Annotated in this window: 18 protein-coding genes and 1 pseudogene; 9 read left to right on the forward strand and 10 right to left on the reverse strand. The window is 71.5% G+C overall.

Translation table 11 applies throughout. From position 1 onward, the window contains the following. Positions 1-184 precede the first annotated feature (184 nt). Positions 185-940: a hypothetical protein gene (locus ACKUU6_RS15710; RefSeq protein ID WP_407989162.1), complete on the forward strand. Its 756-nt coding sequence runs from the start codon at positions 185-187 to the stop codon at positions 938-940. A 66-nt stretch (positions 941-1,006) separates the two neighbouring features. Here ACKUU6_RS15710 and ACKUU6_RS15715 read toward each other — a convergent pair whose 3' ends face one another. Further along, complete coding sequence (locus tag ACKUU6_RS15715; protein ID WP_407992140.1) at positions 1,007-2,428, reverse strand: CCA tRNA nucleotidyltransferase; 1,422 nt, start codon at positions 2,426-2,428, stop codon at positions 1,007-1,009. 316 nt (positions 2,429-2,744) lie between these two features. Between ACKUU6_RS15715 and ACKUU6_RS15720 the strand changes: the two genes are divergently transcribed. From ACKUU6_RS15720 to trxA, 7 genes are all read left to right on the forward strand, one after another. Next, positions 2,745-5,063 (forward strand): DUF6049 family protein, encoded by a 2,319-nt coding sequence (locus ACKUU6_RS15720; protein WP_407989163.1) that lies wholly within the window; start codon positions 2,745-2,747, stop codon positions 5,061-5,063. A 45-nt stretch (positions 5,064-5,108) separates the two neighbouring features. Continuing rightward, complete coding sequence (gene murJ / locus ACKUU6_RS15725) at positions 5,109-7,280, forward strand: murein biosynthesis integral membrane protein MurJ (protein ID WP_407989164.1); 2,172 nt, start codon at positions 5,109-5,111, stop codon at positions 7,278-7,280. A gap of 361 nt (positions 7,281-7,641) precedes the next feature. After that, a complete protein-coding gene (locus ACKUU6_RS15730; protein ID WP_407992141.1) occupies positions 7,642-9,366 on the forward strand; it encodes a protein kinase family protein in 1,725 nt (574 codons plus the stop codon). Positions 9,367-9,383: 17 nt separating this feature from the next. Then, a complete protein-coding gene (sigM, locus tag ACKUU6_RS15735; RefSeq protein ID WP_407989165.1) occupies positions 9,384-10,103 on the forward strand; it encodes an RNA polymerase sigma factor SigM in 720 nt (239 codons plus the stop codon). Further along, positions 10,100-10,900 (forward strand): hypothetical protein, encoded by an 801-nt coding sequence (locus tag ACKUU6_RS15740; protein WP_407989166.1) that lies wholly within the window; start codon positions 10,100-10,102, stop codon positions 10,898-10,900. The genes sigM and ACKUU6_RS15740 overlap by 4 nt, the downstream gene beginning before the upstream one ends. A 161-nt stretch (positions 10,901-11,061) precedes the next feature. Beyond that, positions 11,062-12,027 (forward strand): thioredoxin-disulfide reductase, encoded by a 966-nt coding sequence (gene trxB, locus ACKUU6_RS15745; protein WP_407989167.1) that lies wholly within the window; start codon positions 11,062-11,064, stop codon positions 12,025-12,027. Positions 12,028-12,161: 134 nt separating this feature from the next. After that, positions 12,162-12,488, forward strand: a complete 327-nt coding sequence (gene trxA, locus ACKUU6_RS15750) for a thioredoxin (protein WP_407989168.1) — start codon at positions 12,162-12,164, stop codon at positions 12,486-12,488. A gap of 80 nt (positions 12,489-12,568) precedes the next feature. Here trxA and ACKUU6_RS15755 read toward each other — a convergent pair whose 3' ends face one another. The 9 genes and pseudogenes from ACKUU6_RS15755 to rpmH all read right to left on the reverse strand — a co-directional run bounded on the left by ACKUU6_RS15755 (position 12,569) and on the right by rpmH (position 19,345). Then, entirely contained in the window at positions 12,569-13,198 is a 630-nt protein-coding gene (locus ACKUU6_RS15755) for a GNAT family N-acetyltransferase (RefSeq protein WP_407989169.1), read from the reverse strand. Between the two features lie 136 nt (positions 13,199-13,334). Continuing rightward, entirely contained in the window at positions 13,335-14,438 is a 1,104-nt protein-coding gene (locus ACKUU6_RS15760) for a ParB/RepB/Spo0J family partition protein (protein ID WP_407989170.1), read from the reverse strand. Continuing rightward, positions 14,435-15,442, reverse strand: a pseudogene (locus tag ACKUU6_RS15765) (ParA family protein); the annotation flags it as partial. The gene ACKUU6_RS15760 and the pseudogene ACKUU6_RS15765, both read right to left, overlap by 4 nt. Positions 15,443-15,732: 290 nt before the next feature. Next, a complete protein-coding gene (rsmG, locus tag ACKUU6_RS15770) occupies positions 15,733-16,521 on the reverse strand; it encodes a 16S rRNA (guanine(527)-N(7))-methyltransferase RsmG (protein ID WP_407989171.1) in 789 nt (262 codons plus the stop codon). Between the two features lie 187 nt (positions 16,522-16,708). Further along, positions 16,709-17,221, reverse strand: coding sequence for a protein jag (locus tag ACKUU6_RS15775; RefSeq protein ID WP_407989173.1), 513 nt, complete (start codon positions 17,219-17,221; stop codon positions 16,709-16,711). Between the two features lie 80 nt (positions 17,222-17,301). Beyond that, complete coding sequence (yidC, locus tag ACKUU6_RS15780; RefSeq protein WP_407989174.1) at positions 17,302-18,444, reverse strand: membrane protein insertase YidC; 1,143 nt, start codon at positions 18,442-18,444, stop codon at positions 17,302-17,304. Between the two features lie 3 nt (positions 18,445-18,447). After that, positions 18,448-18,762 (reverse strand): membrane protein insertion efficiency factor YidD, encoded by a 315-nt coding sequence (gene yidD / locus ACKUU6_RS15785; protein WP_057228590.1) that lies wholly within the window; start codon positions 18,760-18,762, stop codon positions 18,448-18,450. Then, a complete protein-coding gene (rnpA, locus tag ACKUU6_RS15790; RefSeq protein ID WP_407989175.1) occupies positions 18,759-19,187 on the reverse strand; it encodes a ribonuclease P protein component in 429 nt (142 codons plus the stop codon). The genes yidD and rnpA overlap by 4 nt, the downstream gene beginning before the upstream one ends. Positions 19,188-19,207: 20 nt before the next feature. Continuing rightward, the gene (rpmH, locus tag ACKUU6_RS15795) at positions 19,208-19,345 is read right to left on the reverse strand and encodes a 50S ribosomal protein L34 (protein ID WP_035799375.1); all 138 of its coding nucleotides are present in this window, start codon (positions 19,343-19,345) and stop codon (positions 19,208-19,210) included. A 502-nt stretch (positions 19,346-19,847) separates the two neighbouring features. Between rpmH and dnaA the strand changes: the two genes are divergently transcribed. Beyond that, entirely contained in the window at positions 19,848-21,755 is a 1,908-nt protein-coding gene (gene dnaA / locus ACKUU6_RS15800; RefSeq protein ID WP_407989176.1) for a chromosomal replication initiator protein DnaA, read from the forward strand. The last annotated feature ends 48 nt before the right edge of the window (positions 21,756-21,803 follow it).

The following is a 21,803-nucleotide window of genomic DNA, read 5'->3' on the forward strand; positions in this document are numbered from 1 at the left end:
ATCGAGCGGATTCGCTAAAGCGACACATGTTCACGCGATCTTGTGATCCGACAAATCGGGCGGCGCGATCACGGTTGGGTGTCCATTCCCCCCACCGGGGGCGAACTGGCTTTCTTACGCGCCTGACCTGCCGATACCTTGCACCGTTCACTTCAGGCACATCCGTCACACTCGGGGGAATCCCTTGTCCACTCCGCCTCCCCAGCAGGTCCCGTACGGCGCTCCGCCCGTCGACCCCGCCGCTGCGGCACCCGCCGTCCCGACCCAGCCGTTCGAACAGTCGCACCAGTTCCAGCAGGGCCTGCCGGCCGGCCCGTTCTGCCGGTTCTGTGGGTCGGCTCCGGCGGTGGAGGCCACCATCCGCGGGCACCAGGGCTTCCTGGTGATCATGAAGTTTCTCAAGCTCCAGGGCCCGTTCTGTCGAACCTGCGGCATCGCCGCGCACCGGGACATGACGGCGAAGAGCCTCTGGCAGGGCTGGTGGGGCATCGCGTCGATGATCATCAACCCGGTCACCATGCTGATCAACCTCCCGCAGCGGGCGAAGATCAACAAGCTGGCCGAGCCGATCCCCGGCGCCCCCGGTCAGCCGATGAACCCGGGCAAGCCGGTGTTCCAGCGGCCGGTCATCCTCGGTGTGCTGGTCCCCGTGATCGTGGTGCTGGCCATCGGCTTCTCGATCAAGGGCGACCCGGGGTACGCCGCGGTCGGCGACTGCGTGCGGAACCGGAACACCACCGTCGCCGTGGGCGCCGAGGACAACCACCCCGACGTGGTGGTGCTCGACTGCTCCGACCCGAAGGCCGAGGCGAAGATCGTCGGCAAGGTGGAGAACACGGTCGACGAGTCGGTCTGCGACAAGTTCGAGGACTCCGACGGCCTCTACACCGAGCAGCAGGGCAGCAACAAGTTCACGCTCTGCCTGCACTTCCTCAAGTAGGCGCTCGACGAACTGAGGGGGGCGTCCGATCCGGACGCCCCCCTCAGTTCGTTCCCACCGCAGTGCCTACTGCTGCTCCGCCCACCACTCGCGCAGTGCCGCCTCCGCCGCCTCGAGCTCCATCGGCCCGTGCTCCAGCCGGAGTTCGAGCAGGTGCTTGTAGGCCTTGCCGACCTGCGGGCCCGGCTTGAGGTCGAGCAGCTGCATGATCTGGTTGCCGTCCAGCGCGGGGCGGATGGCGTCCAGTTGCTCCTGCTCCTGGAGCTCGCTGATCCGGATCTCCAGCGAGTCGTACGTCCGGGAGAGTGCGGCGGCCTTCTTCCGGTTCCGGGTGGTGCAGTCGGAGCGGGTCAGCTTGTGCAGCCGCTCCAGCAGCGGGCCCGCGTCGGTGACGTAGCGGCGCACGGCCGAGTCGGTCCACTCGCCGCCGCCGTAGCCGTGGAAGCGCAGGTGCAGCTCGACCAGCCGCGAGACCTCGTCGGTCAGGTCGTTGGAGTACTTCAGGTCCCGCATCCGCTTGCGGGTCATCTTGGCGCCGACCACCTCGTGGTGGTGGAAGGACACCCGGCCGTCGGACTCGAACCGCCGGGTCCGCGGCTTGCCGATGTCGTGCAGCAGGGCGGCCAGCCGCAGCACCAGGTCAGGACCGTCCTGCTCCAGCGCGATGGCCTGCTCCAGCACCGTCAGCGAGTGCTCGTAGACGTCCTTGTGCCGGTGGTGCTCGTCGCTCTCCAGCCGGAGCGCCGGGAGTTCGGGCAGCACGTGGTCGGCCAGGCCGGTGTCCACCAGCAGCCGCAGGCCCTTCACGGGGTGGTCGGCGAGCAGCAGCTTGTTGAGCTCGGCCTGCACCCGCTCGGCGGAGACGATGGTGATCCGCTCGGCCATCGCGGTCATCGCGGCGACCACCTCGGGGGCGGGCTCGAAGTCCAGCTGGGCCGCGAACCTGGCGGCCCGCATCATTCGCAGCGGGTCGTCGGAGAAGGACTCCTCGGGCGTGGCGGGGGTGCGCAGCACCCGGGCCTCCAGGTCATCCAGCCCGTGGTGCGGGTCGACGAAGCCGCGCCCCGGCAGGTCGACGGCCATCGCGTTGACCGTGAAGTCCCGCCGGACCAGGTCCTGTTCGATGGTCTCGCCGTAGGTCACCTCGGGCTTGCGCGAGCTGCGGTCGTACGCCTCGCTCCGGTAGGTGGTGATCTCGATCAGGAACGAGCCGTCCGCGGTGTCCTTGCGGGCGCCGACGGTGCCGAAGGCGATGCCGACGTCCCAGACCGCGTCCGCCCACCCCTTCACCAGCTTGAGCACCTGCTCGGGGCGGGCGTCGGTGGTGAAGTCGAGGTCGTTGCCGAGCCGGCCGAGCAGCGCGTCCCGGACCGATCCGCCGACCAGGGCCAGCCGGTGCCCGGCGGCCCGGAACCGCTCGGCGATCTCGTCCGCGACCGGGGACACCCGGAGCAGTTCTTGCAGGCCGAGGGCCTGCGCCTCGCTCAGCCCGGGGGCGGCGGCACGGGCGTCGGTGCTGGACGGACTGGCGCTGGACTCATTGACAGTGGACACGGCTCACAAGGGTACGTGGCCACCCTGCCCTGTCGTCGCCACCTTTTCGCCCGTCGCACCGGGCCTCCCTCCTCCGTCGCTCCCGGCTCCTCCGTGCCGTCAGCCACCGGCCCGCAACACCACCGCGCCACCGGCCTCGTTACCATGCCGGTGGAGAGATCCCGGCCCGGGCCCGTCGGCCGTCGCCCCGGGGTCCCCTGCCAGGACTGAAGCAGTTCCAACCCGATCCAGAACGACGAGGTCGAAGCGCGTGGTTGAGCCGGTACGGCAGTCGGGTCCGCGCACGCTGGTCCGCACCCGATCGGGCCGGGTGGCCAGACGGCTCTCCGGCCTGCTGGCAGTCGGCGCCGTCCTGGTCCCCGGTGTGCTGCCCGCCGTGGCCGCACCGGTCGGCTTCGTCGCCGCCTCCCCGGAGTTCCCGGCCTCCGTCGCCGTGGACTCGGTCACCCCCAGGGTGGCGGCGCCGGGCGACACCGTGACGGTGACCGGCACGGTCGCCAACTCCGGTTCCGCCGCGCTGAAGGACGTCACGGTGGGATTCCGGCAGCCGTCGGCCAGTGGCTCGCCGGTGCGCAACCGCAGCGGCCTCGACCAGGTCGTCCGGCGCGGTGAGCCGACGGCTTCGGACGGTACCCCGCTCACCACCGGCCGCGAGAGCCTCGGTGTGCTGACCTCGGGGCAGAGCCACGCGTTCAGCGTCCAGGTGCCGGTCGCCGAGCTCAAGGTCGGCAAGGGCGGGGTGTACGAGCTGGCGGTGGACGTGGCCGGGGTCACCCCGGACGACGACGCCCCGCACACCATCGGCATCGCCCGGACCTTCCTGCCGTACAAGAACGAGGCGGTCCCGCACCCGACCCAGCTCGCGGTGGTCTGGCCGATCACCCACTCGCCGGAGCTGGTCGCCCAGACCATGCAGGACAACGACCCGGTGCCGGTGCTCCGGGACGACAGCCTGGCCACCGACCTGGCGCAGGGCGGCCGGCTGTACCAGCTGGTGCAGACCGGCGGTCAGCTGCCCGGGCTGACCTGGGTGATCGATCCCGACCTGCTGGACACCGTGTTCGCGATGACCAAGCCGTACCGGGTGCAGAAGCCGAACACCGCCGGGGAGCCCGCCAAGGACAGCAACACCGTCGCCGGGACCGGTAGGGACGCCGCGACGGAGTGGCTCAAGCAGCTCCGCACCGCGGTCGCGGGAGCGGGCAGCCAGGTCGTCTCCCTGCCGTACGCCGACCCCGATCTGGCCTCGATCGCGCACAACGGCGCCGGGTTGAACGGGATGGCTAGCGCGCTCCGCAAGGCCGGTACGGCCGGTGAGGTGACCGCCGAGGGGCGGCTCTCGATCGACGCGCGCTCCGACGTCGCCTGGCCCTACCAGGGCCAGCTCGACCAGCAGATCGCCGGCACCGCCCGGGCCGTCGGGGAGAACGTGGTGCTGACCAGCGGCGCGAGCCTCCCGGACACCTCGATGAACTACACCCCGAACGCGGCCCGTCCGATCGGCAACGGCCAGACCGCCGTGGTCGCCGACTCGACCGTCTCCGACCTGTTCCAGCCGGACCTGTCCTCGCCGCAGGCCGCCACCACGGCCGTCCAGCGCTTCCTGGCGGAGACGATGGTGATCAACCGGCAGCTCCCCGAGTCCCCCCGCACCCTGCTGGTGCTGCCGCCCCGCACCCTGACCGCAGGCTCCGCCGGTGCGCTGGCCGAAGCGGTCGGCAAGGCCCAACAGGGCGGCTGGGCCAGGCTGGTGAACCTCCAGACGGTGGCCGCCGCCCCGGCCGATCCGGAGGCCAACACCGCCGTTCCCGCCGACTACCCGCAGCGGCTGCGCGCGGGCGAGCTGTCCGCCGCGACGCTCGGCCAGGTGATGGACATCCAGGGCAGGCTGGACCTGCTGCTGTCCATCCTCACCCAGCCGCAGCGGGTGCGCGGCCCGTTCAGCGCCGCGATGGTCCGCTCGATGTCCACCGCCTGGCGTGACCAGGCCGCGGAGGGCAGCTCCTACCGGGCCGGCGTGCAGAACTACCTGGACAGCCTGACCGGCGCGGTCAAGCTCACCCCCAAGAGCATGGTCACCCTCGCAGGTGACACCGGCGTGGTTCTGGTCAGCATCAAGAACGACCTCAACCAGGCGGTGGGCAACCTCCAGGTGAAGCTGGTCTCCAGTCAGCCGAACCGGGTCAACGTGAGCCTTCAGCAGAACGTGCTGCTGGAGGCCACCACCAGCCAGACGCTGCGGTTCCAGGCCAGGGCCAGGAACAACGGCGGGGTCCAGATGACCGCCCAGCTCGTGACGACCGGGCCCAACCCGCAGCCGTACGGCAAGCCGGTGGTCTTCACGGTGGACGTCACCTCGGTCACCTCCGGTGTGCTGTACGTGATCGGCGGCGGCGTGCTGCTGATCCTGCTCGCCGCGGTCCGGTTCACCCTGCAGCGGCGCAAGCGGGCCGCCGAGCCGGCCGAGGAGCCGGAGGCGGAGCCGGTCGGAGAGGAAGCGGATGCGGCGGAGGAGTCCGGCGCAGCTGCCGGGGAACACGCCCCCGGTGATGAGAAGGTGGGGCACTGAGGCGGCCCCTCCAGGGCGGCCGTACCCGAGCATCGATGAGGTGGCATGAGCGGGCCGCGCGAGGAGCGAGCACAGGGTCGTGAGCAGGGTCGCGCCGCCACGGGCCAGGACGGCGCGGCCGAGCAGCCCGCGGACTGGTACCTGGCGGACACCTACGCCGAGGACCCGTACGCCGCCGACCCGTTCCCGACCGGGGCCGGGGGCGACCCGTACGGCCTGCGGAGCCCGGCGCTGCCGCAGCAGCAGGCCACCCAGGACGACCCGCAGACCCTCCAGCTGCTCCAGCCGCCGCAGGGCGAGCCGGTGGCCGGGCTGACCGCGCCCACCCCGCGCTGGCCCGGCGTGGCCGGTACCGACGCGCCGTCGGAAGAGCCCGAGCCGACCCCTGACGCCGTGGCCGCCGAGTACGTCGGCGTGGACTCGCTGCTGGCGAAGGCCGAGGAGCCGCGCCCGTTCGTGCCCCCGATCGAGTTCGACCCGCCGCTCTCCGTGGAGGAGATGGCCGGCTCCGGGCAGTCGGCCGAGCCGGTGGCCGAGCAGCGTCCCGAACCGACCTCCGGGGGGAAGGTCGGCAGCCTGGTGAACTCCAGCGCGATCATGGCCGCCGGCACCCTGGTCTCCCGGGGCACCGGCTTCCTGCGCACCATGGTGATCGCCGCCGCGATCGGCGTTGGCACCATGGGTGACTCATACAACGCCGCCAACACTCTGCCCACCCTGCTCTACATCCTGATCGGCGGCGGCGCCCTGAACGCCGTCTTCGTCCCCCAGCTGGTCCGCGCGATGAAGCAGGACGAGGACGGCGGCACCGCCTACGCCAACCGGCTGCTCACCCTGGTGATGGCCGGTCTGGCCGGGGTCACCTTCCTCGCCGTGCTGGGCGCCCCGCTGCTGGTCCAACTGATCTCGCACTCGCTGATGCGGGACCAGGCGAGCGCCGACACCACGGTGGCGCTGGCCAGGTACTGCCTGCCGACCATCTTCTTCATGGGCATCCACGTGGTGATGGGTCAGGTCCTGAACGCCCGCGGCCGGTTCGGCGCGATGATGTGGACCCCGGTGCTGAACAACATCGTGGTGATCTTCACCTTCGGGATGTACATCTGGGTCTTCGGCACCTTCCAGCGGACCGAGGTCACCCCCGCCACCATCTCCCCCGAGGGCGTCCGGCTGCTCGGCCTGGGCACCCTGCTGGGCCTCGCGGTGCAGGCGCTCTCGATGATCCCGTACCTGCGGGCCGCCGACTTCCGGTTCAGGCCGCGCTTCGACTGGCGCGGCCACGGTCTCGGCAAGGCCGCCCGGCTGGCCAAGTGGACCTTCCTGTTCGTGCTGGCCAACCAGGCCGGCTTCCTGGTGGTCACCCAGCTCGCGACCGCGGCCGGTGCGGAGGCGGAGAAGACCGGCCACCTCGGCGTCGGTCTGGCCGCCTACTCCAACGCCCTGCTGATCTGGCAGCTCCCGATGGCCGTGATCACCGTCTCGGTGATGAGCGCGGTGCTCCCCCGGCTGTCCCGCTCGGCCGCCGACGGCGACGCCGGAGCGGTGCGGGACGACCTCTCGTACGGGCTGCGCACGTCGGCGGTGGCGATCGTGCCCGCCGCCTTCCTCTTCCTCGCCCTCGGCCCGGTGATCGGCAGCGCGATCTACGGCCTGGGCAACGGCGGCGCGGTCGCGCACAGCACCACGGCGGTCGGCTACATGCTCTCCGCCTTCGCGCTGGGCCTGATCCCGTACTCGGTGCAGTACGTGCTGCTGCGCGGCTTCTACGCCTACGAGGACACCAGGACGCCGTTCTCCAACACCCTCTGGGTGGCCGTCTGCCAAGCCGCCTCGGCGGTGCTCTGCTGGTTCGTGCTGCCCGCCCAGTGGGCGGTCACCGGGATGGCGCTGGGCTACGGTCTCTCCTACGCGGTCGGTGTCGCGGTCGCGGTGCCCAAGCTCAAGGCGAGGACCGGCGGCCTGGACACCGGGCGGATCGCCAGGACGTACACCCGGCTGGCGATCGCCTCACTGCCCTCCGCCGTCCTCGGCCTGGCGGCCAGCCTGCTGCTGAACGACCTGCTCACCGGGCTGCTCGGTGACTGGGTGGGCGCGGTGCTGACCGTCCTGCTGGCGGGCGGACTGCAACTCACCGTGTTCGCCCTGATCGCCCGCCGGATGCGGATCGAGGAACTGAACGCGATGATCGGTATGGTGCGCAGCCGCCTCGGGCGCTGACCTGGCGTCAGCCGGACCTTCCGCTCACTCAGGCAGCCTGCCCGTCAGCGGGTTTGGCGGACGGTCGCAACCGGAACGCAACCACCCGGCCCACCCAACGGTCGTAGCAGGGGAGGAAGAGTGGGCACAATTGTCCTGGCACGCTTCCGCCCCCAGGGGCCGGACGGACGGCCGGTTTTCCGGGACCCGGGGCGACACAAGGGGAGGCAGGACAACGGTGGCTGATGGCACCAAGGCGGTTGTCGGCACGTCCGTGGCGGACGACGAGACGACACCGGCCACCGCGGCCGGGGAGACCCCGGCCGACGAACCGACGGCGGAGAGCGCCGCCGAGGCCACCACCCCGCTGTCGGCCGCGGAGATCGCCGCCGAACTCACCGGTCGGACGTCGAAGTCCGCGCCGGTCGACGAGGACTCGGAGGCCGAACGGGAGACCGAGTCGGAGGCCGACGACGAAGCTGCCGCGGACGACGGTGCTGAGGAGGAGCCGGAGTTCGACGCGGCCGCCACCCTCGACCAGCCCACCGGTGAGCTCCCGCTGCTCCGCCCCGCGCCCGACCGGCACAGCGGCGATCGGATCGCCGACCGCTACCGGCTGGAGGAGTGCACCACCCAGTCCGAGTTCTTCAGCAGCTGGCGCGCGGTCGACGAAAAGCTCCGCCGCGCGGTCGGCGTCCACCTGCTCGCGGCCGGTCACCAGCGTGCCCGCGGCGTGCTGGCCGCCGCCAAGTCCGCCGCCCTGCTCGGCGACCCGCGCTTCGTCCAGGTGCTCGACGCGGTCCAGGAGGGCGACCACGTCTACGTCATCCGGGAGTGGCTGCCCGGCGCCTCGGACCTCGCCCAGCTGCTCGCCGACGGACCACTGGAGCCGTACGACGCGTACCAGATGGTCCGTCAGGTCTCCGAGGCGATCGCGGCCGCCCACCGGCGCGGCCAGGCCCATCTGCGGCTCACCCCGAGGTGCGTGCTGCGCACCGAGGGCGGCCAGTACCGGATCAACGGCATCGCGGTGGACGCCGCGCTCCGCGGGCTGCCCGACGAGGACGCCGCACTCACCGACACCCGCGCCATCGGCGCACTGCTGTACGCGGCGCTGACCCACCGCTGGCCGTACCCGGAGGACCGGTACGACCTCCAGGGCCTGCCCAAGAGCCTCGGCTGCGTGCCGCCGGACCAGGTCAGGGCGGGCGTGCACAAGGGCCTGGCCGAGATCGCCGCCCGGGCCCTCTGCGAGCACCCGCCGCACCACCAGGACCCGATCACCACGCCGGAGGAACTGGTCAAGGCCATCGCGCTGATGCCGAAGATCCGGCAGCCCGAGCCGCCGCCACCTCCGGCCTACACCCCGCCGCCCCGGCCGCAGCCGCACCGGCCGGCCCACCCCCAGCAGCAGCTCCGACTCGAAACGGCGGGGACGCGCGCCCCCGCAAACACCTCCCGGCCGAGCCGCCCCCGGCTGCGCCGACTGGTCCGGCTGACCGCCTCGGTGGTCGCCCTGGCCGCCATCGGGATGGCCTCCTGGCAGCTCGTCAGCCACCTCAACAAGCACGAGGGCAACAGCGTGGACGGGCAGCAGCCGCCGCCCACCCAGAGCGCTCCCGCCTCCCCCGGCAGTGTCGTCGGCAAGCCCGTCACGATCGCCGACGTGCTCTCCTTCAACCCGCTGGGCGACGGACCCGAGCACGCGAGCGAGACCTCCCTCGCGCACGACGGTGACCCCGCCACCAGCTGGCAGACCTCGGGCTACAACGAGGACCTGGGCGGCGCGTACAAGGCCGGTACCGGGCTGCTCGTCGATCTCGGCTCGGTCCAGCGGGTCAGCTCGGTCGAGGTCCAGCTGGGTGGCTCCGGCACCGTTCAGCTCCTGGCGGCGCCCAAGGACGCCCCGACCACTCCCGCCGCCACCAAGGCGGGCCTGGACGGCCTGGGTGCACCGGCGGCGCAGGGCAGCGGCGGAACCGTGGAACTGAAGCCCGGTCAGCCACTCACCACCCGCTACCTCTTGATCTGGCTGACCAGCGTCCCCAAGGATGGCTCCGACGGGAAGTACCGCGGCAAGATCGCCGAGGTGAAGGTCACCGGCTGACGGGAAGGGGGGCGACCATGACCGAGCAGATCCCGGACGCCACCCTGCTGGCCCGGCACACCGGCGGCGACCCGGACGCGTTCGGCATCCTGGTGCACCGTCACCGGGACCGCCTCTGGGCGGTCGCGCTGCGGACCCTGGGTGACCGCGAGGAGGCCGCCGACGCCCTGCAGGACGCGTTGGTCTCCGCCTTCCGGGCCGCCCACACCTTCCAGGGCCGCTCGGCCGTCACCACCTGGCTGCACCGGATCGTCGTCAACGCCTGCCTGGACCGGGCCCGCCGGGCCGCCAGCCGTCCGGCCGGCTCGCTGGACCAGGAGCAGTACCGGCTGGACACCCTGCTCGGCAGCGCCGAGGCGACCGAGACCCTGGTGGTCCGGGCCGAGCTCCAGCGCGAGGTGACCGCCGCCCTGGCTGCGCTCCCGGTCGAGCAGCGGGCCGCCCTGGTGCTGGTGGACATGCAGGGGTACGGCGTCGCCGAGGCCGCCGAGCTGCTCGGCGTACCGGTGGGCACGGTGAAGAGCCGCTGCGCCCGGGGACGGGCCAAGCTCCTGCCGTTGGTCCGGCACCTGCGCACCGTTTCACGTGAAACACCGTCGGAGGCCGCGCCGGCCAACGGTGTTTCACGTGAAACCGGCGCGGCCCCGACCCCGGCGGGGAACCAGGACGTCTCGCCGTCCGTCCCATCACCGCCCCGCCCCGGCCAGGCGCTGAGAGGAGACGTGACGCCACGATGACCCCCTCCTGGACCGAGCCCGACCACCCCGACGTCGAGCTGCTGGCCGACCTGGCCGAGGATCTCACCGCGCCCGCCGAGGTGCCGCTGCTGCGGGCCCACCTGGACGGCTGCGCCGAGTGCGCCGACACCTACGCCGCGCTGGCCGAGGTCCGCGAACTGCTCGGCGCGGTGGAGGACTTCCCGGCGCTGCCGGCCGAGTTGGGCGACCGGATCGACGCCGCCCTCGCGGTCGAGGCGGCCGCCCCCGTCACCCCGGCCGCCGACCCGGACGCACCGCTCACCCGGGGCCCCGCCGGCCCCACCCGTCGGCTCCGCCGTCGGGGCCGGGTGCTGCTGGCCGCGGTCGCCTGTCTCGCCGTCCTGGGCCTGGGCAGCACCCTGCTCGCCCAACAGCGGGACACCTCCGGCGCCGACAGCACGGTGGCGGGTGTCGCTTCCCGGCAGCAGGACGCGTCCGCCGGGCCACAGGTCTTCACCGAGGCGGATCTGACCGGTCAGATCCGCCAGTTGGTCCAGGACAAGGCCGCCAGGCCGGACGTCCGGGGAACTGCGGGCTCCGCCCTCAAGGCGCCGTCGCTCGGCGCGGGGGCCGCTCCGGAGTTCGGCCCGGAGTCGGCGTCGGCGGCTCCCTGCCCGGCTACCGCTCCCGGCGTACCGCTGCTCGCCGCTCCCGGCCGGTTCGGCGCGGAGCCCGTCACGGCCCTGGTCTACCCCCTCACCGCCGACCAGGTGGAGGTCTACCTGGTGACCGCCGACTGCCGAGTCCGGCTGCACCGCACCGTCCCCGCCGGGTGAGTCCGTCCCCGGCGTGTCGTCCCAATCGGACGACCACTCTGCGGGCGCCTGCTGCAACCGCCCCGGGGAATGAGCGACACTGGTGGATCGTTGTCCCGGGCGGCGGAGCAGGACCGCCCTCCCCGCAATAGCGCGGGTCGCGATGCGAACCAGGAGATGCAGTGAGCGACGTCCGTAACGTGATCATCATTGGCTCAGGGCCGGCCGGCTACACCGCTGCCCTCTACACCGCCCGAGCCTCCCTCAAGCCCCTGGTCTTCGAGGGTGCCGTCACCGCCGGTGGCGCGCTGATGAACACCACCGAGGTCGAGAACTTCCCCGGCTTCCGGGACGGCATCATGGGCCCCGAGCTGATGGACAACATGCGCGGCCAGGCCGAGCGCTTCGGCGCCGAGCTGGTGCCGGACGACATCGTCTCGGTCGACCTCACCGGTGACATCAAGACCGTCACCGACTCCGAGGGCACCGTCCACCGGGCCCGCGCGGTGATCGTCACCACCGGCTCCCAGCACCGCAAGCTCGACCTCCCGAACGAGGACAGGCTCTCCGGTCGCGGCGTCTCCTGGTGCGCGACCTGCGACGGCTTCTTCTTCCGTGACCAGGACATCGCCGTGGTCGGCGGCGGCGACACCGCGCTGGAGGAGGCGACCTTCCTCTCCCGGTTCGCCAAGTCGGTCACGATCGTCCACCGCCGGGACACCCTGCGGGCCTCCAAGGCGATGCAGGAGCGGGCCTTCGCCGACCCGAAGATCAGCTTCGCCTGGGACAGCGCGGTCGAGGCGATCCACGGCGACCCGAAGCTGACCGGCGTCACCCTGCGGGACACCACCACCGGCGAGACGCGCGAGCTGCCGGTCACCGGCCTGTTCATCGCGATCGGCCACGACCCGCGCACCGACCTGTTCACCGGCCAGCTGGACCTGGACGCCGAGGGCTACCTCAAGGTCGAGGCTCCCTCGACCCGGACCAACATCCCCGGTGTCTTCGGCGCCGGTGACGTGGTCGACCACACCTACCGCCAGGCGATCACCGCCGCCGGCACCGGCTGCTCCGCCGCCCTGGACGCCGAGCGCTACCTGGCCGCGCTGGACGACCTGGAGAGCCAGGCCGCAGCCGTCGCGGTCTGACGTCGCCGCTCCCCGTTCCACGTGAAACGGTCCTCCCGGACCGCTGCACCGAATCGGGGAGTGCCGCACGAAACAGAACGGCCCCCGCCGTTGTTCTTCTCAGCAACACCTCGTTCTGACCCTTAGGAGCTCCCGTGGCCGGCGCCACCATCACCGTGACCGACGCGACCTTCGACGCCGAGGTTCTCAAGAGCGACAAGCCCGTTCTGGTCGACTTCTGGGCCACCTGGTGCGGCCCGTGCCGTCAGGTCGCCCCGATCCTGGAGGAGATCGCGACCGAGCACAGCGACAAGCTGACGATCGCCAAGCTCGACGTCGACGCCAACCAGGGCACCGCCGCCGCGTACGGCGTGATCTCGATCCCGACGCTGAACGTGTACCAGAACGGCGAGCTGGTGAAGAGCATCACCGGCGCCCGCCCGAAGGCCGCGCTGCTCCGCGAGCTGGCCGAGTACATCTAGTCCTCGGCGCACACGGCACGGAAGAGGGGCCCCTCGTTGAGGGGCCCCTCTTCCGTGTCCCCACGGCGTCGGAAGCGCCGTCAGAACGGCCGCAGGGCCGGTTCCTTCCGGGGCCCGCCCCTGGCCCCGCCGAGCAGGCGCTCCAGGGCCACCTCCACATCGCCCTTCCAGGACAGCGTGGTGCGTGCCTCCAGCCGGAGCCGCGGGTAGCGATGGTGCGGCCGGACGGTCTTGAACCCGACCGCCCTCAGGTGGTCCGCCGGGAGGAGACAGCTGGGGGTCTCCCGACCGGCCGCGCCGAACGCCTCGATCGCCTTGAACCCCCGGCCGACCACGTCCTTGACCACGGTCTGCACCAGCACCCGGCCGATCCCCTGCCCCTGATAGCCGGGCAGCAGCCGACTCACCATCAGCTGGACCGCGTCCGGCGAGACCGGACTGGTCGGGAAGGCCGAAGAACGCGGTACGTAGGCGGGTGGGGCGTAGAGCACGTAGCCCACCGGCAGCTCGTCCACGTAGACGACCCGCCCGCAGGAGCCCCACTCCAGCAGGACCGCAGAGATCCACCCCTCCTTCTCCAGCTCCGGCTTCCCGCTCTCCTCGGCCACCCTGGCACTGACCGGGTCCAGCTCCCAGAACACACAGGCGCGGCAGGGCAGCGGGAGATCCCCCAGGTTGTCCAACGTCAGCGGAGCGATCCTGCGCCCCATGACTCATCCCTCCTCCACGGTCCCCCGACGGACCGTCACCACCGACGGCTTCTCCCCGTACGACGAACGACGATGGGTGCATGTTTCACGTGAAACATGCACCCATCGGAACCGCGCGGCAACCCGGGCCGCAGCCTCAGCTGCCGGACAGCCGGAGCCCCTCGTCACCCGGCGCCAGGCTGTCGAGGATCCGGTTCAGATCCTCCACCGAGGCGAACTCCAGCACCACCTTGCCCTTGCCGAGCCTGCCGTTGCGCTGCGAGACCTCGACCTTGACCCGGGTCTCGAAGCGGTCCGAGAGCCGCTCCGAGAGGTCGTTGAAGGCCGGCGAGAGCAGCCGGCCCGCCTTCGGTCCGGCCGGGCGCTGCGGCTTCTCGTCCCGGTCCATCACCGCGACGATCTCCTCGGTGGTCCGCACCGAGAGCCCCTCCGCGATGATCCGCCGGGCCAGCTGGTCCTGCCGCTCCGCGTCCGGCACCCCGAGCAGGGCCCGGGCGTGACCGGCCGTCAGCACGCCGGCGGCCACCCGGCGCTGGACGGTCGGCGAGAGCTTCAGCAGTCGCAGGGTGTTGGAGACGTGCGAGCGTGAGCGGCCGATCCGGTCGGCCAGCTCGTCGTGGGTGCAGGAGAAGTCCTGCAGCAGCTGGTCGTAGGCGGCCGCCTCCTCCAGCGGGTTGAGCTCGGCCCGGTGCAGGTTCTCCAGCAGCGCGTCCAGCAGCAGCTTGTCGTCGTCGGTGGCCCGGATGATCGACGGGATGAGGTCGAGACCCGCCTCCCGGGAGGCCCGCCAGCGCCGCTCGCCCATGATCAGCTCATAGCGGTCCGCACCGGTCTGCCGGACCACCACCGGCTGGAGCAGACCCACCTCCTTGATGGAGGCGACCAGCTCGGCCAGCTTGTCCTGGTCGAACACCTCCCGGGGCTGGCGGGGGTTGGGCGTGATGGAGTCCAGCGGCAGCTCGGCGAACCGGGCCCCCTCCACCGGGGACAGCGCCTCCTCCAGCACGCTCCGCCGCGGCAGGCCGGACTGGTCCCGGGCGAGCTCGGCCGCCACCTTGGCGGCCACCGTCCCACGGTCCGTCGGCAGCACCGGCACCGCGGCCGGGGAGACCACAGCGGCCGACCGGTCCGCCTCCGCCGTCCCCGGCCGGGCCGGGGCCGTGGCGGCCCCGGTCGCGGGTGTCGCCGCCGGAATCAGTGCCCCGAGTCCACGTCCCAGGCCCCTGCGCCCACCACTCACCGGTTGTCCTCCATCGTGCTGCCGTGCTCTGCCATCGGAGCGGCCGCGCCGCTGCGCTGCTGCCCCACCGCGGGTGCCGCGGATCCGTCGGTCGCCGCCCCGGCCGCCCGGAGGGCGAGCTCCCGCCCGGCCTCCAGGTAGGAGAGCGCCCCGGCGGAACCGGGGTCGTAGGTCAGCACGGTCTGCCCGTAGCTGGGTGCCTCCGAGATCCGGACCGAACGCGGGATCGCCGTGTTCAGCACCTGCTCGGCAAAGTGGGTCCGGACCTCCTCGGCCACCTGGGCGGCCAGCCTGGTCCGGGCGTCGTACATGGTGAGCAGGATGGTGGAGACGTGCAGCGTCGGGTTCAGGTGCGCCCGGACCAGCTCGACGTTCCGCAGCAGCTGACCCAGACCCTCCAGGGCGTAGTACTCGCACTGGATCGGGATCAGCACCTCCTGGCCCGCCACCAGGGCGTTGACCGTCAGCAGGCCCAGCGAGGGCGGACAGTCGATCAGGATGTAGTCGAGCGGCTGCTCGTACGCGGTGATCGCGCGCTGCAGCCTGCTCTCCCGGGCCACCAGCGAGACCAGCTCGATCTCGGCGCCGGCCAGGTCGATGGTGGCGGGGACGCAGAACAGCCCCTCCACGTCCCGGACCGGCTGCACCACGTCGGCCAGCGGCTTGCCCTCGACCAGCACGTCGTAGATCGACGGCACGTCGGCGTGGTGGTCGATGCCGAGCGCGGTGGAGGCGTTCCCCTGCGGGTCGAGGTCGACCACCAGGACGCGCAGCCCGTGCATGGCCAGGGCGGCCGCGAGGTTGACGGTGGTTGTGGTCTTCCCCACCCCGCCCTTCTGGTTGGCCACCACGATCACCCGGGTCGAGGCGGGCCTGGGAAGCCCCTCACCGGCCCGTCCGGCGGCCGCCACCGCGGCCATGGCGGCCCGTGCGATGGGCGTGTCATCGACCTGGTCGATGGTCTCCGAGTCCTGCATGGGGGTCAGTGTTTCACGTGAAACCGGAGCGGCAACAGTCACCATCCGGCTGCGGCCGAGGATTCCGGAAAGCAGGGAGCGACGTTTCACGTGAAACACCATGCCCACAATGTCGGAAATCTGACGGTGCGACACTCCGACCGCACCCGACGCACCACCTGACCGCGCCGTACGCCCCTGCCCGCGTGGTCGGCAGACCACTCCGACCGCGCCCGGCAGCCCAACCCCGACCGCAACCACGCACGGCCCGGGACGCACCGGAGCGGGCACCCGTCCGGGTACCCGCTCCGTGAGTCCACTTACCGGGACCCGTGGCCTCAGCGCCGACGCCGCCCGCCGCCGCCCCGCCCGGTCTCGGCCGGTCGGCCACCCCGCCCGGCCCGCGCCGCCTTGGCCCGCCGGTTCGCCGCCTTCACCCCGCCGGGGCTCTCCCCCGCCTCCACCCGGATCACCCGGGTCGAGGTCTCCAGGCTGCCTTCACCGACCGCCAGCACCGACCACTTCACCGCGCCCAGCTTGGTCAGCGCCGACCGGGAGTCCGCCAGCTCCTGCTCGGCGGTGTCGCCCTTGAGCGCCAGCATCTGCCCGTACGGCCGGAGCAGCGGCAGGCCCCAGCCCGCCAGCCGGTCCAGCGGGGCGACCGCGCGGGCGGTCACGATGTCCACCGCGAGCTTGCCGACCATCTCCTCGGCCCGGCCGCGCAGCACCGTGACGTTGTCGAGGCCAAGCTCCCGGACCACCTCCTCCAGGAAGGTGGTCCGGCGCAACAGCGGCTCCAACAGGGTGACCGAGACGTCCGGACGGGCCATCGCAACCGGGATGCCCGGCAGCCCGGCGCCCGAACCGACGTCGCAGAGCGAGGCGTTCGGCGGCAGCAGCTCGGCCAGGACCGCGCAGTTCAGCACGTGCCGGTCCCAGAGCCGAGGCACCTCCCGGGGACCGATCAGGCCACGCTGCACGCCGGCCGTGGCCAGCAGCTCGGTGTAGCGCACGGCCACCGGGTACCGGTCCCCGAAGATCTCCCGGGCCACCGCCGGAGCCTCCGGCAGACCCTCGGGTCCGCCCTCCTCCGGGGTGCCGTCGGTCTCCACGCCGTCCGTCTCCATCTCTGCCTCTCCGCTCACCGTCTCCACGCCACGCACGCTGGCAACCACTGTGTCACGCAGCAGCCGTTTCACGTGAAACAGCGCCCTCATGACGCCCACTCAGACCGGCCGTCAAGCGGGCCCGAGCGGACGACGACCCCGCCCGCACGAGGCGGACGGGGTCGTCGGACCGACTGGCTGCGGCGCGTCAGCGCGGCAGCACGACCACGCAACGCTGGGGCTCCTCGCCCTCCGACTCGCTGCTCAGACCCGCCGCCGCCACCGCGTCGTGGACCACCTTGCGCTCGAACGGCGTCATCGGGCGCAGCTTGACCTGCTCACCGGAGGACTTGGCCTGCTCGGCCGCCTCGGCACCCAGCTGCGCCAGCTCGGCCCGCTTGCGCGCCCGGAACCCCGCGATGTCCAGCATGAGGCGGCTGCGCTCACCGGTCTCCCGGTGCACGGCCAGCCGGGTCAGCTCCTGGAGCGCCTCGAGCACCTCACCGTCCTGGCCGACCAGCCGCTGCAGCGACCGGTCGTTGCCCTCGCCGACGATGGAGACCAGGGCGCGGTCGCCCTCGACGTCCATGTCGATGTCACCGTCCAGGTCCGCGATGTCGAGCAGACCCTCCAGGTAGTCGGCCGCGATGTCACCCTCCTGCTCGAGGCGGGCAACGAGGTTGTCGGCGGACGACTCGGTGGCGGTGGTGCCTTCCGTCACTGGTGGACTCCTTCTGGAATGGGCCCTCGGATCGGGCCGCGTACGAAGATCAGTGGGCCGTTACGGCCGGGCCGGAGCCGTCAGGGCTTCTTCTTCGGCCGCTGGCCGCCCGGCTGCCCGGTGCGCTTCGGCTGCTGGCGCTGACCGCCCTTGGCCGCCGTGGGCTTCGCAGCCGCGTCGGGCGCCGCCGGCTTCGCGGTCGTCGGCTTGGTGTCCTGCGCCACGCTCTCCGCCTCGACGGCCGCCCCGCTGCCCGCGCCCTGCTGGCGCTGCGCCTTGGTGAGCTTCTTCGGCTGCTGCCGACGGGCCTGCACGGCCTCCTGAACGGCGTCCTCCGCGGTGGTCCCGCCCGTACTCTTGCCGCCGCCACCGGAGACCATCGCCAGCAGGCCGACCTTCTTGACCGAGCCGTCCGGGTTCAGCCGACCGGCCTTCTTCAGGCGGGCCTGCCGCTCGTCCCAGGCCATGCTGCCCGGCGTCGGGTTGTTGCGGATGACGATCAGCTGCTGGCCCATCGACCAGACGTTGGTGGTCAGCCAGTAGACCAGCACACCGACCGGGAAGTTGATGCCCATCACAGCGAACATGATCGGGAAGACGTACATGAGCATCTTCTGCTGCTGCATGAACGGCGTCTTGACCGTGAGGTCCATGTTCTTGGTCATCAGCTGGCGCTGGGTGATGAACTGGGACAGCGACATCAGGATGATCATCACGGCGGTGACGATCTTGACGCTGACCTCGTCACTGCCGAGGAAGGTCGCGGAGAGCGGGGCGCCGAAGATGTGCGCCTGCTTGGCGCTGGCCAGTAGCGTGGGGGTGATCACGCCGATCGTCTTGTCGTTGGCGACGGACGCTAGCACGCCGTAGAGGGCCGTGAAGAACGGCGCCTGCACGAGGATGGGAAGGCAGCTGGAGAACGGGTTGGTACCCGCCTCCTTGTACAGCTTCATCATCTCTTCGGACTGGCGCTGCTTGTCGTTCTTGTAGCGCTCCTGGATGGCCTTCATCTTCGGCTGGATCGCCTGCATGGCCCGCGTCGCCTTGATCTGCTTCACGAACAGCGGGATCAGGAAGATCCGGATGACGATGACCATCGAGGCGATGGCGAGACCCCAGGCCCAGCCACCGTTCGGGTCGAAGACGTGGCTGTACAGCGAGTGGAACTGGACGATGATCCAGGACACCGCTGTGTAGAGGGGACTCAGAAAACCGAAGGTCACCGGTCAGACTCCTTGGACATCGGGCTTCGCCACCGGCTCCGGCTCGGCGGTCCCGCTCGTGGGGCTCAGCAGATCGCGCAGCCGGCGGTGCCACACCGGGTGCCTGCGCGGCGGTACGTGGTCGACCCCACCGGGGGACCAGGGGTTGCAGCGGAGGATGCGCCAGGCGGTCAGCCCGCTGCCCTTGATCGCGCCGTGCGACCGCACCGCCTCGTACCCGTAGTGCGAACATGACGGGTAGTAACGGCAGACCGGGCCGAGCAGCGGACTGATGGTCCACTGGTAGAGCCTGATCAGGCCCATCAGCAGGTACTTCATCGCCCTGCTCCCGTCGGCGCGCCGCCGGTCGGCTCCACCCGGAGCAACCGCCGCAGCGCCGCGTCCAGGTCCTGTTCGAGATCGTGATACGTGGCCGCCCCGGCCTGAGGCAGTGCACGCACCACGATCAGGCTACCCGGGGGCAGCCCGGAGAGGCGGTCACGGACCAGATGACGTAGGCGGCGCTTCACCAGATTGCGCACGACCGCCGGACCGACGGCCTTGCTCACGACGAAACCCGCACGCGCCGAAGGAAGCCCCTCGGCGGCGTGCGGGCTGAAGTCGCTGTTCGGACCGGTCCGCCCCGCTGGCTGTCCGTCTCTGTTGAGATGGACCACCAGCAGGGGCCGACCGGCCCGACGACCACGTTTGACCGCGGTCGCGAAGTCCTGGCGCCGCCGCAGCCGATTCTCGGAGGGCAGCACTGCAGTCCCTTAGATGCGAATCAGGCGGAGATGTTGGTACGGCCCTTGGCGCGGCGGGTCGCCAGGATGGCGCGGCCGGCGCGGGTACGCATCCGCAGCCGGAAGCCGTGGGTCTTCGCGCGACGACGGTTGTTCGGCTGGAAGGTGCGCTTGCTCACTCGGGGGCTCCTGGGGTGAATCGTAGGATGACGGGGAATCGCTTGGCCGTCACCGTGCGTCCGCGTGATCTCCCCTGGATGGGAAATCCGGCCTCAACATCCCAGGTCGGCTGGGGGTTGAGACGATCCACGGCGCCCGTGCTGCGCGCCTTATGGAAGCGGGAGGACCCGCGGACATGCGGCAGCGGCCATCGACAACTCGACCTGGTCACGGTACGCGGGACGGGTGCGGGGGGTCAAACCGGGTCGTCGGCACCGGTCCGCCGGATCACCCACGGCGGCTGTCCGATCATGATAGGGGCCAGGCGCCGCAAGGCCCGCACCGACACCACCCGATCGAACCCGGTCCCCCGGCCGCCCTGCCCACAGCCTGTGGACAACAACTTGAATCAGTCCAGTCGGCTGACTACCGTTGCAGGACTTGTCGGGTTTGTTCGTCTGGATCGGACCGGTACCCGAGTCCTTTGAAACCCCGCTCCGGGGAACGAGAAAGCGTGCACCAGTGGCTGATGTCAACAGCGATCTCGTCGCGGTCTGGGCGAGGGTCGTCGAGCGGCTGGTCAACGACCCGGATGTCGGGGACAGCGACAAGATGTGGCTGCGGCGTACCCAGCCGATGTGGATGATGCACGACACCGCCCTGCTGGCGGCCCCGAACGAGCGGGCCAAGCAGGTGCTGGAGGGCCGGCTGCTGCCGCCGCTGACCGAGGAGCTGAGCCGGGGCTTCGGCCGACCGGTCCGGATCGCCGTGATGGTGGACGCCAACGCCGTGCCGCCGCCCGCGCCGCAGACCCCGGCCGAGCAGCCCGCCGAGCAGGGCCAGGCCGAGGAGTGGCCCCCCCGTCAGCAGTACCGGGAGGAACCCGCCGGGTACGACAACCGGCAGACGGAGACCGGTCGTTGGCCGTCCCAGAACCAGGACGGCTACCAGTCGCAGGACGGTTACCAGGCACAGGAGGACTACTCCCGGCCGTACGAGGCGCCATCCGACCAGGGCTACGAGCGCGGCCGGTACGACACCGCCGGCTACCAGCAGCGCCCCGCGCCGTACGGCGGTGGCGAGCAGCAGCAGTCCTGGTCCGCCGCCGAGAACGGGCCCGAGAACCGCGGCTGGGAGTCCGGCTACCCGGGCCGGGAGACCGGCCAGGACGACCTGTTCGGTGGCGCCTACAGCGCCCAGGCGCAGGGTGCCCCGACCCGCCGGGTGCCGTCCAGGCCGCAGCTCGGGCAGCCCGAGCAGGGTTCCCAACTCCCGGACGTGCGGCCGCAGTCGGGGCCGCCCGGGCGCGGTGGGATGGCGGAGCGCACGCCCAGCCCCGGGGTACCCGCGCCGCCCGGCGCACCGCCGGCCGGCGGCAGCTCGCGCAAGGACGAGCCGGCCGCCAGGCTGAACCCCAAGTACCTCTTCGACACCTTCGTGATCGGCGCCTCCAACCGCTTCGCGCACGCCGCCGCGGTGGCGGTGGCCGAGGCGCCTGCCAAGGCGTACAACCCGCTCTTCATCTACGGCGAGTCCGGCCTGGGCAAGACCCACCTGCTGCACGCGATCGGGCACTACTCGCGCAGCCTGTTCCCGGGCACCCGGGTCCGGTACGTGAGCTCGGAGGAGTTCACCAACGAGTTCATCAACTCGATCCGGGACGGGAAGGCGGACGCCTTCCGGAAGCGGTACCGGGACATGGACATCCTGCTGGTCGACGACGTGCAGTTCCTGGCGTCCAAGGAGTCGACCCAGGAGGAGTTCTTCCACACCTTCAACACCCTGCACAACGCCAACAAGCAGATCGTGCTCTCCTCGGACCGGCCGCCCAAGCAGCTGATCACGCTGGAGGACCGGCTCCGGAACCGCTTCGAGTGGGGGCTGATCACCGACGTCACCCCGCCGGAGCTGGAGACCCGGATCGCGATCCTGCGGAAGAAGGCGATCCAGGAGCAGCTGAACGCTCCCGCCGACGTGCTGGAGTTCATCGCGTCCAGGATCACCCGGAACATCCGGGAGCTGGAGGGCGCGCTGATCCGGGTCACCGCCTTCGCCAACCTGAACCGGGCGCCGGTCGACCTGGAGCTGGCCGGGATCGTCCTCAAGGACCTGATCCCGGGCGGCGACGAGGACGCCGGGCCCGAGATCACCGCGCAGGTGATCATGCAGCAGACCGCCGCGTACTTCGGTCTGGGCGTGGAGGACCTCTGCGGCTCCTCGCGCAGCCGGGTGCTGGTGACGGCCCGCCAGATCGCGATGTACCTGTGCCGGGAGCTCACCGACCTCTCACTGCCGAAGATCGGGGCCCAGTTCGGCGGTCGGGACCACACCACCGTGATGCACGCCGACCGGAAGATCCGCTCGCTGATGGCCGAGCGGCGCTCGATCTACAACCAGGTCACCGAGCTCACCAACCGCATCAAGAGCTGAGCCCCCTGGGGGTAGCTGAAGGGGAGTCAGCCGTGCTGGCTCCCCTTT

It is taken from the genome of Kitasatospora sp. CMC57, from assembly GCF_045866025.2.
Taxonomy (GTDB): domain Bacteria; phylum Actinomycetota; class Actinomycetes; order Streptomycetales; family Streptomycetaceae; genus Kitasatospora.

Excerpts from the sequence above, each read along its gene's own strand:
- murJ (WP_407989164.1), top strand. The coding sequence starts at position 5,109 with ATGAGCGGGCCGCGCGAGGAGCGAGCACAGGGTCGTGAGCAGGGTCGC.
- yidD (WP_057228590.1), bottom strand. The coding sequence starts at position 18,762 with ATGAAGTACCTGCTGATGGGCCTGATCAGGCTCTACCAGTGGACCATC.
- rsmG (WP_407989171.1), bottom strand. The coding sequence starts at position 16,521 with ATGGAGACGGACGGCGTGGAGACCGACGGCACCCCGGAGGAGGGCGGA.
- ACKUU6_RS15755 (WP_407989169.1), bottom strand. The coding sequence starts at position 13,198 with ATGGGGCGCAGGATCGCTCCGCTGACGTTGGACAACCTGGGGGATCTC.
- sigM (WP_407989165.1), top strand. The coding sequence starts at position 9,384 with ATGACCGAGCAGATCCCGGACGCCACCCTGCTGGCCCGGCACACCGGC.
- ACKUU6_RS15740 (WP_407989166.1), top strand. The coding sequence starts at position 10,100 with ATGACCCCCTCCTGGACCGAGCCCGACCACCCCGACGTCGAGCTGCTG.